We start from the raw sequence: 18,171 nt of genomic DNA on the forward strand, positions 1-18,171 counted from the left end.
CTTTTTCCGACCAAATCTATTTATTCCAGTGTAAACACTCCGTCTCTTCCTGCTATAATAGGTGTTTCGTAAAACTCTTTTACAGCCTTTAACATATACCATGTATCCTTTATTCCTGCTGTTTCATATGGTGAGTGCATTGCCAACTGAGCAAGCCCAATATCAACAGTGTTAATTGAAACGTGGCTGTTTGAAATATTTCCAAGAGTTGAACCGCCTGCTATGTCTGAACGATTTACATAAGTTTGAGTTGGCACGTCAGCCTTTTCACATATTTCCTTAAACACTGCTGCCGAAATTCCATCAGTTGTATATTTCTGATTAGCATTGTATTTTATAACAATTCCCTGATTCATATAAGGTCTGTTTGTTGGATCTGCTTTTTCCATATAGTTAGGATGAATTCCATGGGCATTGTCTGCTGACAACATAAATGACTGGGCATAGGCTCTCATTAAATCTTCCTCATCCTTTCCAACGCACAAAGCAATTCTTGTAAGAACATCAGATAAAAATGTTGAATCGGCACCCTGTTTAGTAGTGCTACCTACTTCCTCATTATCAAAAATCGCACACACTGCCACGCTTTCTTCATTTACATCACTTCTGTTTATTAATGCACCCATACAGCTATAAGCACACATAACGTCATCAAGTCTTGGTGCAGAAATAAATTCATTATTTGCTCCCCAAACTGTTCCTTTTTCTCTGTTATACAAAAACAAATCACTACTTATAATTGTCTGTTCATCTGTATTTATTGTCTCGGCAATAATACTGTTAAATACATCTTTGTTTCCGCCTTCACCAATAAGTGGTAGCATATCTTTTTGTGGATTATATTTTACTCCGGTGTTTGCCTCCCTGTTCATGTGAATTGCAAGGTTGGGTATGGTACACAAATCTCTGTCCACATTAACAAGAATTGGTTTTAATGCTGCCCCCTCTTTTACAATTACACGACCAGCTACAGAAAGTGGTCTGTCAAACCATGGTGCCATAAGCATACCACCGTATTTTTCAACGTTAAGGGACATATAATTATTGTCCTTTATTATTTCAGGATTTTCTTTTATTTTAAAAGCCGGTGCGTCGCTGTGAGCTGCAGCGATTTGGAAATTAGTAAAATCCAATTCTTCCGGCATACAAAAAGCTATAATTGATGAGCCATTTCTTGTAACGTAGTATTTATTTCCTGAAAAAAGTTTCCACTTGTCTTTCTCATTCAGCTTAATAAAGCCTGCATCATCCAGAATTTTTGAAAAATTATCTACCACGTGAAAAGCACTTGGGCTTTTTTCTATAAACTTCATAAGGTTCTTTGCTATATCAAAATATTCGTTATCCATTTTTGTTTCCTCCGTAAATTTTTGCATTATATATTTTTCTGCCCACATTTTTTAACTATTATTGTTATAATATTATATATTATATTGAAAGTTTTATAAACGATTGTATAATATTCTTATATTAACATTATAGTATTTATTTAAGCATATCAAAATGATTAATACTTTAATATTTTTTTAAACAAGCAAAAAACATACGAGAGGAGGACGATGTAGAAAATACATCAGAAAATTTTATGTTTGCAGATTATCATGTACATTGTGAATACAGTGACGATTCAGTTTACCCTATGGAAACGGTTGTAAAAGATGCTATCCAAAAAGGCATAAATGAAATTTGCTTTACGGACCATGTAGATTATGGTGTTAGAGATGATTGGAATAGCGGAAAACCTATTATTTATAGAGACGGTAGTGCTATTGTCAACGTAAATTATCCATTATATGTAAAGCAAATTAGTGAATTGCAGAAAAAATATTCAAAAGATATTTCCATTAAGCTCGGCTTGGAATTCGGAATTCAAACTCACACTATTCCACAATATGAAGCTTTGTTTAAAAAATATCCTTTTGATTTTATTATTCTTTCCATTCATCAGATTGAGGATAAAGAATTTTGGACGGGAGAATTTCAGGAAGGAAGAACTCAGCAGGAATATAATGAACGTTATTATGAGGAACTTCTTAACGTTGTAAAATCCTACAAAAACTATAGTGTCTTAGGGCATCCTGACCTTATTGTACGATATGATGAGCAGGGTGTTTATCCTTTCGAAAAAGTTAAACCTATTATTACGGAGATTCTTAAAATTGTTATAGCAGACGGCAAAGGAATAGAATTCAACACTTCATATCATAGATATGGTTTAAAAAACACAACCCCTTCTATTGATATTTTGAAATTATACAAAGAATTAGGGGGCGAAATTATTACTATTGGCAGTGACAGCCACAAGCCTGAACATTTAGGTGCTTATATTGATGAAGCGAAAGGTATTCTAAAAGAAATTGGCTTTACAAGATTTTGTACTTTTGAAAAAATGAAGCCAATTTTCTATGAGTTATAATTATAAATTTATTTCTAAATCCTTAAATTTAACAATCGGCTTCATATTATCAGCAGGTTCTCCAATATATTTCTCCATCCTTCTCTGCTACAAGATATGGTAAAATCTCCTTTATGCGAATCATTCTACTCTTAAATTATTCAAGTGTTGGAATCTCGTACTCGTAAGTTATTGCTGTATTTTCAATGTAATATCCGTATATTTCAAGTATCTTTTCAGCATCTTCTAATGTTGCTACTCTTATGTTAATTTCTGGATTCATTGTTTTCATCTCCCTGTAAGTTTTTTAGTCGCATTTTTTCACTTTGTTTTTATATTTCAAACATTTCTCTGCAAATTTTCTTTCCTGCTTCTGTTTTAAATATTTTATTATAGGCGGTTTCCACTGCTTCTTTAGATGCTCCATCTTCATACAAATTAACTAAGAAATCTGCCTCAACTAATATCTGGTAATCTATACCGTCAATGTTATTGTATGTGTGGTGATGACCTATTAAATATTGCACCCTTTTAGAAACCTCTTCATCAATGCCTATTTTTCCAAGCAGTTCTTTTGCTAATGCCGGTCCTTCCTGCTCCTGAAATTTTCCATTGCAGTTTCCGTACTTTTCTTCACATGTATGTATGCCAATGTCATGAGTTAATGTTGCCACATCAATTATAAAAAAAGTTTCAGGGCTAACTTGTTCTAATTCTGCAATTAACTTCCCGTAGGCATTTACCTTGGTGAAATGCTGTATACGCTTAGCGTCTCCTTTGTATAACTTAATCATTTGAATATATAATTTTTTAACTATTTCTTTTTTATTATTTTCGCTACTTATGTTTTCATTATTTATGTTATTGTTATTTATCTTTTCGCTTTCTATAAATTTATTCATTTTCATGTTATATCATTTTGTAAATTTAGTTTATTCTATTTACAAAAAAGCTCCTTTCTAAATTATCTTTGTTTTAAATATTTTAATGTTTTGTTTTCTAACACTTTAACTTTAAAACAATTACATTGCACAGAAATATTTTACTTTTTTATACTGTATATTATAAATTAAATCTTCCATATATAAATATAAATGTTAAAATAGAAAAGGTATTAAACTTAAATTTTACAAACAAAATAAATTTGTGGGATAATCAGATAAATAAAATACAATAACATTAAGAAAGTGAAGAAAAAATGGATATACTAATTACAATTATAGTTACTTTTTTTGCCGGCATGGGCGCCGGTCTTGGAACAGGATTTGCAGGCATGAGTGCTGCTGCAGTTATTAGTCCTATATTAATTACATTTCTTGGAATAGACCCGTATATGGCTGTTGGAATTGCCTTATCATCAGACGTTTTGGCAAGTGCTGTTTCAGCCTATACTTATGGAAAAAATAAAAACTTAGATATAAAAAACGGACTTATTATGATGGCAAGTGTTCTTGTTTTCACTGTTGTTGGTAGCTACATTTCAAGCTTAGTGCCTTCGACTACAATGGGAAATTTTTCAGTATTTATGACATTTTTACTTGGTATTAAATTCATTGTAAAACCTGTTATGACTACAAAAGAAGCCATGGCCAATGTACCTGCAAAAAAACGTGCCATCCAGTCTTTGATTTGTGGTATCATTATTGGATTTATTTGTGGTTTCATTGGTGCAGGAGGTGGCATGATGATGCTTCTTATTCTAACTTCTGTACTTGGTTATGAATTAAAAACAGCCGTTGGAACAAGTGTATTTATTATGAGTTTTACTGCCTTTACGGGAGCCGTTTCTCATTTTACCATTGGCGGTATGCCTGATTTTACAGTATGGATTCTTTGTATTGTGTTCACATTGTTGTGGGCAAGAATCGCCGCTGTATTTGCTAACAAGGCAACACCAAAGACTCTAAATCGAGCCACAGGTGTTATTCTTGTTATACTTGGCATTGTAGTTATGGCATTTTCAATATAGAAAATTTTATCCTATCAACATAAACTTTTGCAGTCTATATTGATAGGATATTTTTATAAAAACTGTCTTGCATTAGGATTTATTATTGTTCTTCCTAGCTTATAGAGACGTTCCGTTGTCATGTATTTCCTTTGGACCATCAATTGACAAACCTATTAGAAAGTTATTCTTTTTAAAAAATTCTGCCATCCAAATACGAACATCTTAAATAATCCGGATTACTATAATATACGTTAGAATTAAAATTCGAAATTTCATCACTAATAAAAGATGAGAATACCTCTTTAATAGTTTTTTCAATTTCTACATTTGAACTCACAGACACAATTAACATTTGATATACTCTTCCAATAGAAGTTTCCGTAGGAACATTATATTTACATTCCTTAACTGTATCATAATCTCCATTAGCTATACCATATTCTTCGATAATTTCATCCGAAACCTGCTCCAATGTTAGGCAATGGTTTACTTCTGCCAAACGTAACTGTCTTTTTATATCATCTTCCTCAAAATAATTAATTACATCTTTCCTATGATTCTTTGTTTTTCTTGAAATATATTCTATTAATGTACAAAAATAAAAAATGTCATCTTTCAACTTATTATCCATTAACTTTTTCACTCCTTTCAAAAAAGGAATGAACATTTTACTGTTTCATTCCTTTTTACGTTTCTATGCTAGTAATTCTCTTACCATTTTTGCATCAAATGTTACTGACTTAACATGATTTACTTCAATCTGATAAAGTGTATTTGCTGTAATATGCTCTGCTGCCTGCTCTAAATCTCTAATACCACTTGTATTTTTATAAATGTCTACAACAGCATCAATAGCCTCTGGCGTCATAATACATTCATCTTCTTTAAGACCAATTCTCTTTAATGTTTTTGGTAATGCAAATTTTGAGAAAATAATTTTCTTTTCTTCTGCTGTGTAATCAGGCAATTCAATTACTGCAAATCTTGACATAAGTGGTGCACTAATCTGTGACTTGTCATTAGCTGTCGCAATTGGATAAACGCCCACTGTTGGAATCATACATTCCATATAGTTGTCTGTAAAACCAAGATTGTCAAGAAGTGTTAATAACACATCAGCCGGATTTCCTTTTCCGTTGCCTGATGTAGCTTTGTCTAATTCGTTAATAATAAATACCAGATTTGACTCCCCTGCTACTGAAAAAGCATCCATAATAATACCAGGTTTTGCATTTGTGTATATACGTGAACTTCCTGTTAATTGCTCCGGATCATTAATTGAACTCATATCTAAAGTTGTCCAAGGTAATTTCAAAATACGTGCTACTGCGTAAGCTATCTGAGATTTACCTGTTCCTGCAGGTCCTACTAAAAGTAGTCCATACGCCGGAAGTGTATGTGTTCTGTTAATCTGAATAATTGTCTCGATAATTCTCTGCTTAACTTTTTCCATTCCGTAAAGTTCTTCATCAAGAATTCTTCTTGCTTCATCAGGATCAATTGATTCGAAATAATTATTTTTCCACTGAACGTTCATCATAATGGAAAGTGCTCTTTGAGCGTGATGTCTTTCTTCCTGTGAAACTTCATTAGAACGGGCTACTGCCAAATTTCTTCTCGCCCATAAACGGATATTATCAGGTAAAGTCTTTCCTGCACAATTCATAAAATCAGTAATGCTCTGAAGACTTGTCAGCTTCATGCTGTCTCCCTCTTCCTCCTGATCTTCATCTTCCACTTCTTCTGCAGGTGGATTGCTTGCTAATAGTCTTTCAATCATAAACTGAAGGAAGCCGTCCTCAGCAGAAAGCTTTGTTCCACCGCCAAATGCAGTTTCGCGAATTTTATATACCGCATAACCTTCTTCCTGATTTTCACCTGACAATCTTACATTTATATGATTTTCACCAAGCCATTTAAGTAGGCTTACAAATCTTGAATCTATTTTCAAAATATCAGCACTAACTGTTCCGTCCTCTTCATTAAATTCAAAAGAAGTTTTTTTAATAGGATTTGTGAACACACCACTGGAATGATGCTTCCACTGACGATTCTTATTATCCAAAAACATTATTGGATGTTCCTTTGAAGCTATGCTCTCACTTGAAGCAAACGTTGTGTATGTAACTTCACCTTTTTTATTTTCATCTGGTGTACTGTTAAAATCAAATACTGGCATACTTTTCTCCTTTATGTAAATACAAATTAATATTTATGTTTTTTATCCTTTGATATTTTAACATAATATTAGAAGTGCAACAATGTTATAAAACATAAAGTTAAAAAAGTTTATTTAACTACCACATGGCATTTAGCTACTTTTCCGCCTATGTTGATATACACATCTGTTTGTCCAACTCCTACAGCCTGTATATCAACTAAATCTCCCATATCATTTACAATTTGTACAACTGATTTATCTGCAACTGTCCATTTTGTGGTGTAATATTCATACCACTTATTTGGTGTTACATTTTTTATGTACTGGAAATTCAAACGAATCTTCCCATTACACAAAAAAAGAGGACAATAACATCTTTTTGTAGACGTCCTTGTCCTCTTGCCTTTTGCTTAAATGGCATTTTATGTATAAACAGTTAAAATGTCAACGAATTGCTTTTCAATATTAACAATAAAAGGTAGGTTCCTGAATTTATTAATATTTCTATTTTTTTAATAATGTTATTGCCTTACTATATATTGTCAACACATTATTAAATATCGTTACCTTTTCTGTATTTTTATGTCTTACCATCTTAAATCGATTACTAACGCATCTGCTTTATCGTACTGTAAAAGTGTACTCTGGTCATTTACATCATCATAGCAGAAGCCGTAAGCTAAACCACAAACTGAATGTTCATGGAAGAAACCTGCATAGTAGTTTGATGGGCTCTTCTTATAATATTCGCTTACTATGTACCACTTGTCAGGTTCTGTTGCAACACCTCTGTTAAATGCTGCACATAACTGTGCTTCGATAGCTTTTTCTACACCATTACCTCTATCAAAAGCTCCTCTGCCTTCTAACATATCCTGAGTAGTTGGCTTATCAATATAATATACATTAGAATCATTATCTCTTGTAAATTTCATTCTATTACCTTCTACTCTTCCTACAAAGCTTCCTGTTTCTGAGCTAAATCTTAAATCTTCATTTGAGTATTTTGTCCAGAATTCATTAATATAATTATCGAAGTAGTTTGCATACTGTTTTCCTTCACCAAATGTAAGTTTGCATGGAGCAATAATTCTATCATCTCTTACAAGTGTTTTAAATGCCTCAGGTGCATTGTTTTTAAATGCTGAGAAAATTTCATCTCTTGTTCCTATATCACCTACAGTCTTGTCATATGTACCATAAAGTGCATTTCCAACTAAACGTGTAATCATTGGGAAACAGAAATAGTCAACACGAGTTGTGTTCCCCCAATAACTCTTGCCTTCGATTGTAAATTCAGCAAATTCAAATAATGTGTTTGCATTTACATCACTTGGATTGTTAAGGTCTGGTCCTGCATAACCTGCATTGCCATTAGCATCTGTATTAAATGTAACGTAAACAGGTTTTCCATAACTTAAGTACATTCTTCCTGAACGAACTGTTGGTGCATATACATGGTCTGATTCTGCAAGTGTATGATAAATATTCGCATATTTTTTTCCATTTACGTCAATTGTATTTAAAGATTCTGATGCCGGAATCATGTTACCATACTTGTCCATATAACAAAGTTTATTATCTGAATTGTTTCCTAAGATACACCAATAAATCTGGTCATCACTATATTTTCCATTTGTTTTGTTGTTAAGTTCAATTGCGATTCTATCATCCTTCATAGGAACATTTTCCTTTAATTGTGGCTGAAGTTCAGGTGGACATGTTTCAGGCTCTGTTTCTTTTTCACCTATACCTGTAATTGCAACCTGTGCCTCAAGTTTTTCTGATTCTTTTGTTCCTACTACTGTTGTAATTGCTATTGTATGTGTTCCCTCTGTGTAAACCGGAAGTTTTAATAACTGTGCTGATACACCTGTACGTCTTCTTACTCCATCTACATATACATTATAGCAGTCAATTGTACCACGTCCCCAAACAATATTAACATATCCTTCTGATGCCTGACTTACATTTAAACCAAATGGTTTCTCAATTGAGCTATCTGTTGTAAAAGTAAGTGCTGTTGTTGGATTCTCTGATGATGGCTTAGTTGTTGTTGCTGGTTTTGTTGTTGCTGGTTTTGTTGTTGTAGGCTGTGTTGTTGATGGTTGCGTTGGTTCAGAACTGTTTGTTGTTGTCTGGTTATCTCCACTTCCACCAAGATCTACTCCAATATTTACACCTTGACTTTCTTTTCCATTAAGATATCCCTTAATAGTAATTACATGTTTTCCACCTGTAGCAAATACATGAGTAATTACTGCAGGATTTACACCCTGTTCTCCTAAAACTCCATCATAGTATATGTTGAATGTCTGACCACTACTTATAATTTCGTTATCATTTCCCCAAACAAATTGTACCGATAAACCATCTATTCCTATAATTACCTCTCCAAAAGCTTCTTTTGGTCCCGGCTTTCCATCGTCAACTATTGTTGTAGTCTTAGCTGTGGTTGGTGCCTGTGTTGTCTGTACTGGTGCTTTTGTTGTTACCGGTGTCTGTGTTGTCTGTACTGGTGCTTTTGTTGTTACCGGTGCCTGTGTTGTCTGTACTGGTGCTTTTGTTGTTACCGGTGCCTGTGTTGTCTGTACTGGTGCTTTTGTTGTTACCGGTGCCTGTGTTGTCTGCACTGGAGCTTTTGTTGTTGCAGGCACTGTTGGCTTTACAGTTGGTTTAGTAGTCTGTTTCTTTGCAACTACTTTAACCTTGCATTTTAATTTTTTCTTGCCGACTTTTGCAGTTACAACTGTTTTACCAGGTTTGATTCCCTTTATTTTTCCTTTTTTTGTAACTTTAACAATTTTCTTGTTTGCTGATTTCCACTTAACTTTTTTCTTAGCCTTATTCTTTTTAACTTTTAATTTTACTGTCTTTCCAACAGTAATTGTTACCTTTTTCTTGTTAAGTTTTGGGCTTGCGGCTGATACATTAAACACTAATCCGTTTGCCATACTTAGTGTAAGAACAAGTGTTAATAGTATCGCCATAAATTTTGATTTTCTCATTCTCTCTAAATCCTTTCTTGTTATTAAAGTTTATTGCTATGCAGTTTGACTATTTAACTTTGGTTAATTAATCTTAACTACTTTAACTTTACTCCATTTGCCGTAGCTTATAGTTCCCTTTGTCTTGCTAAAAGCTCTTGCCTTAATGTAATATTTCTTAACTACTTTGAGTTTTTTAATGTTAACTGTGTTAGCAAGTTTTTTAATAGTTTTTGTTACTGTTGTTTTTTTCTTAAATTTCTTTGACGTGGAAACTTTAACCTGATAGCCCTTTGCTCCTTTAATCTTTTTAAGTGTTAATTTAATCTTCTTAACATTCTTTTTCTTTGAAGCTTTGGCAATTTTAGTTTTTCCTAACTTAACCTTAGTTGAGTCAACCTTATTAGCTGTAGTTGTCTGCTTCACAGTTTCAGGTGCTTTTGTTGTTCCTAATGTTGTTGAAGTATTTGGTTGTTTTATTGTCGTCGTTACTTCCTGCTTGTTAGTTGTTGTCTGTTGTTTTGTTGTCGTTACTTCCTGTTTGCTAGTTGTTGTCTGTTGTTTTGTTGTCGTTACTTCCTGTTTGCTAGTTGTTGTTTGCTGTGATGTTGTTGTTACATCACTACCTTCAGACATTGACATATTTGCAATTGTGATTTTTGCAACGCCACCTGCATATGTTATTTCAACATTATTTGTCCTTTTTGTAAGCTTTGATAAATAAATCCATGTGCCTGCACCCTGAATTGCAGTTGCATCCAATGCTACACCGTTTACCTTAACATCGCTGATAGCTGCCGGAACGTTCACATAAATACCAGGTTCTGTAGCATATCCTGCCTGCTGAATATTTACTACTTCTTTAACATTCTCCATTGAATCTTTATCATAGTAATATGTATTTTCTGCTCCACCTTTAATTTCTGTTAAATTAGAAGGAGTTACATTACCACCTGTTGTCTGATTTTCTTTGGACGTTGATGTTTCTTTACTTGTATCCTGTCCATCTGAAACCTCAGTTACTGTTACATTTGAGAAATTCAATGTTGTTCCTGAATCAACGTTTTGTAAGTTAAACATAAACTGCATTTTATCTGAATTTGCAGTAAATGTTCCCTTTAATGTATTCTTTCCAGCTATGAGTCCCTGATTAACGAACTCTGTTTCACTAATCTCGTCTTTCATTAAAATCGCAGGAGTCACTACGTTTGAATCTACATCTACACTAACGTTATATGTTTTTCCACTTGTTACAGCTATCTCTTTTGTAAAAACCTGAGTTCCCCAATTTTGTTTTTTGTTGTCTACAATTTTCATTTGAAAGCCGTCTAAACTTTCACCGCCTAAATACTTAGCGTAAGTTCCATCCCAAATATAGTAGCCCCAATCACCTAAGTAAGTTTTCTGATTAGAACATACTGTCATTCCATCACCCATAGTTGTTAGCTCAGGATTTGTCACACCTTCAGTTGACTTTGCTCTTCTAAACGAGCTGTCTGTTCCCTGATATACACGAACATAATCCACATACATTGTTGCATCTGTGAAACTATCGCTGATTGTTTGTCCAAGTGTAAATGGTGAATTTGTACTACCAATTGCTAAATTTAAAAGAATAAAATGATCTTTTTGGAATTCTTCCATTTCATCACTTGATATGTTAAGTGTTTCAAAGCAAGTGTCATCTACAAAAAACTTGATAACGTCTTCGTACCATTCAACAGCATATTTATGCCACTGATTCATATCGCCAATATAACCATATTGACCATTGATTTCACTACCAATATATTGGTGAGCGTAACCTGCTGATGTACCTTTTCCACTATTATAATGTAGTGTTCCAATAACATTCTGCTCTGCATTTCTGTGTTCCATAATATCTATCTCACCACAATATGGCCATGGTGCTCCACTTTCGATATCATTTCCCATCATCCAAAATGCAGGCCACACACCTGACTGCATTCCGTTTTCTGTTCTGATTTTTGCTTCTATTCTTCCATATCTTAAATATTGTTTATTTAATGATTTTAATCTACCTGATGTTATACTATCTCCAGACTTGATTGCCTTAATTGCCAATGCCCTTCCATCTGAAGAACTTGAATCACCTGACACATCTGCAATATATACATTATTTGTGCTGTTTGTATAATACTGACGTTCTGCATTTCCCCAGCCACCATTTCCTACTCCTATATCGTAAGACCATACTGACTGATCAGGTGCACCTCCAACAGTTTGATTGAATTCATCATTCCATACTAACTTCCATGTCTCGCTTCCCTGTGATGAATGTACTGCCGCGTTTACCTTTTTTGCCGGGCTAAATGCTATTCCTGAAAATAACATTGTAACGCTTGTAGCTACAGCTATAATTTTCTTAAACATAATGCTTTTACATAATACTTTCTACTAAGTATTATGCGCTCCTTCCTCTGTTAATCTATTCGGTCAAAAATGAATAAAAACAATTTTATTCGTCTACATTCTATACTAACATACCCCCATTTTTTCAACAATAGGACCTAAAATTTAGCCACCATTCTAAAATGATGACACCTGAACAGTATTATCCTTTCATAAAACCATTTTTAGTGTTCTTTTAAATTTCATATTTTTTATTCAAAATATCCAATGTATTTTACATGATGTTTCCCCTTTGGAAACAGGTATTTGTATAAGTCTACAAAGTAGTCATCTGTCATGCTTGCAATATAATCAACTACCTTTTCATTTGCCTCGTTTTCATCATAATCTTCATTTGTATAATATTTTGCTCTATCATTAATGTAATTAATGTGATGTTTATACAATACCGAATTCTTATTATGAGCCTTTGCATCCTTCAAAAGTTTCTCATAGATTTCTTCCATCATCGGATTGATTTCTTCTTCGTAAACTTTTTTAACTTTTGAATTACCATAAATTAAAGAATAGTTTTCCCTCTTTCCCTGTGAAAAAGCTTCAAAGAAATCTTCATCCATTTTCAGGTAGTCTTTTCCATAACTATTTTCCACAATGTTTACAATCATGTTGTTAATAATCTCAGAATTGGTAGTTCCGATTTTACCTTCGTAGTATTTTGGCGATGTCTCAAAAAGTCCCAACTCCTGCGCATCCTGTCTGTCTTTTCCAAGGTATGCAATAATATCTGAAATTCTCATAACACATGCCTCTAAGGTAGCTGGTATCAACTTGGTGTTAGCCTCTTTATTCACATAACACTCTTCAACTTTCTTATCGTAGATATCAAAATTTCTATAAGCAATAGGCTTATATTTTTCAAGCTCCATCTCACCATTGTGGCATAGTATTCCGTCCAGTGTTTCCATACTAAGATTCAGATTAAAAATCTGATCAAGAACTCTTACGCTATGAACATTGTGATTAAAATATCTTCCGGTGTTTCCATTGTATAATTCATTTAGTTTGTGCTCTCCTGCATGACCAAATGGTGTGTGACCAATGTCATGTCCCAGGGAAATAGCTTCTATTAAATCCGTATTCAGCCCCAGCAAACCACCAATGTTTCTGGCTATTCTTGATACCAACTGCACATGACTGGAACGCCTTGAAATATCATCATTTCTGTATAATGAAAATACCTGTGTTTTGTCAGCATAACGATTATACATTGGTAGATGTAGGATTTTCTCACAGTCACGTACAAACGCCGGTCTTAAAAGTTTGTTTTTGTCCCAGTCCATCTTTCTACGAAGAGCATCCTCGTTACGAAAGGCGTATGGATTTACCACATGATTAGCTCGATCCTGTTCTATTTTTTCCTGTAATTCTTTTGATAAGTCGTTGTATTTTGGCATAAATCCTCCATGATTCTTAATTAACTCCGAATAAGCCATACTGTTCTTTCATTACTTTAACCTTAACTTTTTTTATTATCTCTTCCAGACTTTTATCTAACCCTACCTTCTCTATTTCATTAAAAATAGGATTAATTACTTCTATATCTTCTTCCAAATCGTCTGCTATTTCTTCTACAGTTTTTCCTCTTTTCATTTTCTTATATACCATTTCAATAAGCTTTCTGCGTTCTCCAAATTCAATGCCCTGAGCTTTGCCAATTTCTATCCCCTTTTCTTTACCAACTTCAACGCCATCGTTATACGTGTTTTCCAATGTCTGCTTTTCGTTATACTCTGTCAAGAACATTTTAACCACCTCCGCCTTATTTTCCAGCAGAAATTCTCGCAACACATATTCATTTATACATTCGTCCACAGCCATTTTCACTGCTTCCTCGTCACTGAAATCCTTACCGGAATACTTACTGATATACTCTCTCATCCTAGTTGTTAGTATAACATATTCCTTTAGGACTTTACACTTTGAAATCAAACTATTATTATTTCCCGTGTTTATATTTATCATTTTTGCTGTCCATTCAAATTTTCCCTCTTCCATCTGTTAAAACGCACTGACAAGTTCCGTTTCCATTCTCACCAGTCTTCCAATATAAAACATTGTATGTATTGCCATCTACGTCATAAATTGTTGTGCTACACTGGAAACTTCCTCTGTGAATACCGTGATTTACTGTAGCTCTTGAAACTGCATCGAAAACACCTTTATCTAATTCGCCTCTACTGTCTTCTGCCTCTGAAGACTGTACGTTTCCTGCTTCATATACACCTTCACTTGCCCAATATTCCTGCCATGTAAGTCCTGCATACACATATTTGTTTGCTTTGACTTATTTTTGTTAGTTTTATCTAATCTTTAGGGGTAAAAAAATTTGTTTTATTTTTTTATGGCAACTAATACTCTTTTTGAAATTATGCCTATTATTGCACCTGTGATTAAACCGGCAACCAAAAGAACCGGTACATAATACAAAATACTTGTAGTTTCTACGACTATCATTGCTACCACAATCTGTCCAAGATTGTGGCATACTGCTCCTATCATGCTAACTCCCATGATGCTGAAACCATTAATTTTTTTCACAAGCATCATTACGATTAAGCTTACAATAGCCCCTGCCAAACTATAAATAATTGACATACCACTTCCAAACATAAAGCCGATTATCAATATTCTTAGGATTGAAATAATCCACACATCACTTAGTTTTAGTGTGTACAAGGCTATTACAATTACTAAATTTGCCAACCCTAATTTTATTCCGGGAATACCAAGATTAATAGGAATCATAAATTCTACATAGCTAAAAATTATTGCTAACGCTACCAGCATTGCCATATTTGCTATTCTTTTTGCATCCATATTAACTCCTTCCTGAAATATTAAATTACTTTTCCAACCTTACAAATTTTCGCAAAATTTAGTTCTTTTGCTTCTGTATGTGTTTTATCATTTTAGTTATTTAACTATTGTTTATGCTTTATAGCTTAGCTATTTCACTACTGCATCTATTTCATCATTTTTCTTATTGTCATTAGAATCTGTGCCTTTACTTGTCTTTTCTATTTCAACCACAACTTTATGTGGCAGACACACTATTGTCTCACCAACATTTTTGATTTTGCCCTGCTTAACACAATACTTGTCAGGGCAATCTGCCTCTTTCATCTCCACCTTTCCATCTTTAATGATAAGAATATTCTTTCCTTTTGAAGATTTAATTTCTATTGTTCTATCTTTATCTAATGAATAAGTCCCCTGCACTTTGCCATCAACTGACACCTGTGCAAAATGACCTTCGCCCGACCTCATAAAATGCATCATGCTATACGAAACTCCGGCTATTAAAAGAACAACAATCACCAGAATAATATCTTTTTTCTTCATTAAAATGCTCCTAGTTTACCAATCTTAAATACCAGCCCACTTCATTATGATTATAAGAATGGCTGCTCTTATTAAAATAAAGCCAATGCCATTTCCTTTTATTGTAGATGTTTTAACATTTTGTTTTGGGCATATATTCATACATTTTTGACACATAAAACATTCTCCTGATTGAATGTTCTCACCACTATTTGGTAGTTCTATTCCTGAAGGTAGTCGCCTAAACTGCCAAAGGCACATGCAAAGCCACAAAAGAATCTGCCAAAAACTATCGTGTATAAGCATAACACAATTAATATTGTAACAAAAGATGTTAATTCCACCTGCTGTCCATTTCCAATTTGGGTGAAAATGTACTTAACACCCGAAAAGGCTGTGGTGTAAATTGATAGCATAATTGTGAAGAATATTAGCTGAATTATCATTCTGATATATTTTTGAATTTTCCTTTTGTTTATCTTCTTCATTTGTATGTTTCCACCTTGTTTTCTATTTTGCCTTTTGTAATTTTTCAGTCCTGTTTATATTTATAAATTATTTTTATCTGTTTAGTTTCTGATTATCTGTTTATAATTATCTTTTTACAAAGTTTGATAACCATTTGTCTTTTTAATTTTATTTACTTTATTACTTATCCTTAGTAATTTTTATTACTTTATTATCAGATGAGTAATCTTTGTAAATTCCTTCTGTAACGTACTGTTTGTTATCGTCTGTTAAGAAAATCACATCGAACTTATCACTGTTTTCTCTCCAATAATTCTCGCCTTTCTCAAGCCCCATAATAAATAGTGATGTTGACAAACCATCTGCAAGTGTTCCATCCTCACTAACAATTGTCACTGATTTAAGACCTGCATTTGCCGGATACCCGGTTGCCGGATCAATTATATGGTGATAAACTTTTCCGTTTTTTTCGAAATAACGTTCATAGCCACCTGATGTAATAACTGCTTTGTTCTTTATATTAAGCACTCCAAGATAGTTTTCCTCGCTGTCAGGATTTTGAATTGCCACTTTCCAACTGCTGCCATCAACCTTGCTACCTAATGCCTGAACATTACCACCAAGACTAACCAGACCACTTGTCACACCGCAGTCCTTAAAAATCTTCATAACTGCTGCCGATGTGTAACCTTTTGCAATTCCTCCAAAGTCAATTTCCATTTTTTTATTTTCAAATGTTGCGACTCTTGAAGACTTATTATATTTGATTTTTGAAGCATCTGTATTTTTTAAAGTTGCCTGCAAATTTTCCTTTGATGGAACTTTATATTTTTTTGTATCAAATCCCCAAGCCTGCATTACAGGATAAATTGCCGGATTAAAAACACCCTTTGTACTTTTGTAGATTTCCAAAGAACGTTCCATAATGTTTCCTACATCCTCTGAAAGTGTTAAAGTTTTTTCACTGTTTAACTTGCTGACTTCACTTTCCTTCTTGCCTGTAGAAAGCATGCTGTCTAGCTGATTTATTCTTTTTTTTGCCTGTTCTACTGCCTTGTTTGCATTTTTTCCGTAAGCTGTCACCTGCATGTATGTGTCCATTGCAAAGAGATCCGCTGTAACTTTTTGTTCCTCTGATTTGGAATCAGCCGATACTCCTCCTGCATTATTTTCTGATATATTATTTTTACTGCATCCACATACAAGTAACATCGATGCTAAAAGAATTGCTAATAATTTTTTCATTTAAATGCCTCTTTGTTATTCTTTGTTTACTTGTGTTAGTTTGTACTAACTCGCGTAATCTAGCACAATGATTTTATATTGTCAATAATTGTCGTGTTGGTAATTTGTGGGATGTTATGGTTACCAATACTTCAGTATTTCCACAAGATTATCTTTTATAGCTACACCACCCATAAATAATTCCTTCTGATATGCATTGATGTACCATTCAAAATTTTTCTTTAGTCTTTCGGCCTCATCCATACTCATAACTTTGTTAATTTCAACAGAACTTGAACTTGTTTCCCATGACCAGGTTTCCCCTTTATTAATTGATAATTTTTTACACAACACATTTAAATCAATTTTTTCTTTTAATGATACAAATTTTACCCAAAGTCCACTTGCACAAATTTCCTTATTTGCTGTTAAGCTTTTTGGAATTTCGCAACAATTGCACCCATATTTCCTTGCATATAACTGTGCCTTTGAGCCATCAGGGCAACATATTGTCAAATCAATTGCTTTTTCACCATACTGTTTACCAAAAATATTTTCTTCCATAATCTCCACATTTGAATGAATAATAATTTTTTCAAGCGACGGTATATTAAATGCAAAACTACCTATTGAGTATAAATTCTGCGGAAGCTCAATTTCTTTTAACTTAGAATCCTCAAAGGCTCCATACTCAATATGCACAACACTTTCCGGTATTGTTATTTTTTCAAGTTCAGTGTTAGATAACATACCTGCTGTAATGCACTTTAAGTTATCAGGTAAAATAATATTTTCTAAAGGTGTATGTGAAAAAGCACAGTCTCCTATTACTTTCAGATTTGGTGGAATCGCTATCTCTATAATTTTTGTTTTAGCAAAAGCTCCATCTCCTATTTATAGCAAACTTTTGGGAAGAGTGACTTTTTGCAAATTACTACAATTAGTAAAAACATTCTTTCCTATATATTTGCAGCCTTCCTGAAACACTACATCCTCTAAATTAGTACATTTTTCAAAAACATTATTCCAAATACCTATTACCGTTTGACCGTTTATTTTTGACGGAATAACTATTTTTTTGCCTGCAAAGCCAATTACCAATACTGCTAATAGCATTGTAAATATTAGATATTGTACTTTTTTCATCTTACCCTTATCCTTTTGTATTTTCTGTCAATATATTATTCCTGTCATATTTTTTAGTAACATACCGTTATAACTAGACTAACAC

General features: G+C 33.4%; 20 protein-coding genes. 2 read left to right on the plus strand and 18 right to left on the minus strand.

Annotated elements, in window-relative coordinates; genetic code table 11:
• Positions 1-20: 20 nt before the first annotated feature.
• Complete coding sequence (locus ACZM4J_RS04565; RefSeq protein WP_489485675.1) at positions 21-1,349, minus strand: M18 family aminopeptidase; 1,329 nt, start codon at positions 1,347-1,349, stop codon at positions 21-23.
• Between the two features lie 236 nt (positions 1,350-1,585).
• Here ACZM4J_RS04565 and ACZM4J_RS04570 point away from each other — a divergent pair, with 236 nt between their 5' ends.
• Positions 1,586-2,416, plus strand: coding sequence for a histidinol-phosphatase HisJ family protein (locus ACZM4J_RS04570; protein ID WP_022165191.1), 831 nt, complete (start codon positions 1,586-1,588; stop codon positions 2,414-2,416).
• 136 nt (positions 2,417-2,552) lie between these two features.
• On the opposite strand, the gene ACZM4J_RS04575 is transcribed toward ACZM4J_RS04570, so the two are convergent.
• Both ACZM4J_RS04575 and ACZM4J_RS04580 read right to left on the minus strand, forming a co-directional pair.
• Positions 2,553-2,678, minus strand: coding sequence for a GNAT family N-acetyltransferase (locus tag ACZM4J_RS04575; protein ID WP_412336296.1), 126 nt, complete (start codon positions 2,676-2,678; stop codon positions 2,553-2,555).
• A 49-nt stretch (positions 2,679-2,727) separates the two neighbouring features.
• Positions 2,728-3,303, minus strand: coding sequence for an HD domain-containing protein (locus tag ACZM4J_RS04580; protein WP_412336295.1), 576 nt, complete (start codon positions 3,301-3,303; stop codon positions 2,728-2,730).
• Positions 3,304-3,593: 290 nt separating this feature from the next.
• Between ACZM4J_RS04580 and ACZM4J_RS04585 the strand changes: the two genes are divergently transcribed.
• Positions 3,594-4,364, plus strand: coding sequence for a sulfite exporter TauE/SafE family protein (locus ACZM4J_RS04585; RefSeq protein ID WP_022165189.1), 771 nt, complete (start codon positions 3,594-3,596; stop codon positions 4,362-4,364).
• Positions 4,365-4,536: 172 nt separating this feature from the next.
• On the opposite strand, the gene ACZM4J_RS04590 is transcribed toward ACZM4J_RS04585, so the two are convergent.
• The 15 genes from ACZM4J_RS04590 to ACZM4J_RS04660 form a co-directional block, all read right to left on the minus strand.
• Positions 4,537-4,977 (minus strand): hypothetical protein, encoded by a 441-nt coding sequence (locus tag ACZM4J_RS04590; RefSeq protein ID WP_302689615.1) that lies wholly within the window; start codon positions 4,975-4,977, stop codon positions 4,537-4,539.
• A 63-nt stretch (positions 4,978-5,040) separates the two neighbouring features.
• The gene (locus ACZM4J_RS04595) at positions 5,041-6,525 is read right to left on the minus strand and encodes an AAA family ATPase (protein ID WP_022165187.1); all 1,485 of its coding nucleotides are present in this window, start codon (positions 6,523-6,525) and stop codon (positions 5,041-5,043) included.
• Positions 6,526-6,635: 110 nt separating this feature from the next.
• The gene (locus tag ACZM4J_RS04600) at positions 6,636-6,842 is read right to left on the minus strand and encodes a hypothetical protein (protein ID WP_412336294.1); all 207 of its coding nucleotides are present in this window, start codon (positions 6,840-6,842) and stop codon (positions 6,636-6,638) included.
• 252 nt (positions 6,843-7,094) lie between these two features.
• The gene (locus tag ACZM4J_RS04605; protein ID WP_302689620.1) at positions 7,095-9,515 is read right to left on the minus strand and encodes a glycoside hydrolase family 64 protein; all 2,421 of its coding nucleotides are present in this window, start codon (positions 9,513-9,515) and stop codon (positions 7,095-7,097) included.
• 63 nt (positions 9,516-9,578) lie between these two features.
• Complete coding sequence (locus tag ACZM4J_RS04610) at positions 9,579-11,888, minus strand: glycoside hydrolase family 16 protein (protein ID WP_489485678.1); 2,310 nt, start codon at positions 11,886-11,888, stop codon at positions 9,579-9,581.
• Between the two features lie 230 nt (positions 11,889-12,118).
• On the minus strand, positions 12,119-13,321 hold the full coding sequence (locus ACZM4J_RS04615) for a deoxyguanosinetriphosphate triphosphohydrolase family protein (RefSeq protein ID WP_022165061.1): 1,203 nt from the start codon (positions 13,319-13,321) through the stop codon (positions 12,119-12,121).
• Between the two features lie 16 nt (positions 13,322-13,337).
• On the minus strand, positions 13,338-13,889 hold the full coding sequence (locus ACZM4J_RS04620; RefSeq protein WP_412336290.1) for an RpnC/YadD family protein: 552 nt from the start codon (positions 13,887-13,889) through the stop codon (positions 13,338-13,340).
• A gap of 13 nt (positions 13,890-13,902) precedes the next feature.
• Positions 13,903-14,193: a penicillin-binding Tp47 domain A-containing protein gene (locus ACZM4J_RS04625; protein WP_302689623.1), complete on the minus strand. Its 291-nt coding sequence runs from the start codon at positions 14,191-14,193 to the stop codon at positions 13,903-13,905.
• Positions 14,194-14,258: 65 nt separating this feature from the next.
• Entirely contained in the window at positions 14,259-14,744 is a 486-nt protein-coding gene (locus tag ACZM4J_RS04630) for a Gx transporter family protein (RefSeq protein WP_022165392.1), read from the minus strand.
• Between the two features lie 129 nt (positions 14,745-14,873).
• On the minus strand, positions 14,874-15,269 hold the full coding sequence (locus ACZM4J_RS04635; RefSeq protein ID WP_022165393.1) for a NusG domain II-containing protein: 396 nt from the start codon (positions 15,267-15,269) through the stop codon (positions 14,874-14,876).
• A 24-nt stretch (positions 15,270-15,293) separates the two neighbouring features.
• On the minus strand, positions 15,294-15,425 hold the full coding sequence (locus tag ACZM4J_RS04640) for a hypothetical protein (RefSeq protein ID WP_022165394.1): 132 nt from the start codon (positions 15,423-15,425) through the stop codon (positions 15,294-15,296).
• A gap of 44 nt (positions 15,426-15,469) precedes the next feature.
• Positions 15,470-15,736 (minus strand): 4Fe-4S binding protein, encoded by a 267-nt coding sequence (locus ACZM4J_RS04645; RefSeq protein WP_022165395.1) that lies wholly within the window; start codon positions 15,734-15,736, stop codon positions 15,470-15,472.
• A gap of 160 nt (positions 15,737-15,896) precedes the next feature.
• Positions 15,897-16,961 (minus strand): FAD:protein FMN transferase, encoded by a 1,065-nt coding sequence (locus ACZM4J_RS04650; RefSeq protein WP_022165396.1) that lies wholly within the window; start codon positions 16,959-16,961, stop codon positions 15,897-15,899.
• Positions 16,962-17,081: 120 nt separating this feature from the next.
• Positions 17,082-17,690 carry a leucine-rich repeat domain-containing protein gene (locus tag ACZM4J_RS04655; protein WP_022165397.1) on the minus strand — a complete coding sequence of 203 codons (609 nt, stop codon included), beginning with the start codon at positions 17,688-17,690 and terminating at the stop codon, positions 17,082-17,084.
• Positions 17,691-17,834: 144 nt separating this feature from the next.
• Positions 17,835-18,086 carry a leucine-rich repeat protein gene (locus ACZM4J_RS04660; protein WP_022165398.1) on the minus strand — a complete coding sequence of 84 codons (252 nt, stop codon included), beginning with the start codon at positions 18,084-18,086 and terminating at the stop codon, positions 17,835-17,837.
• Between the last annotated feature and the right edge of the window lie 85 nt (positions 18,087-18,171).

This window comes from Eubacterium sp. (genome assembly GCF_057858645.1).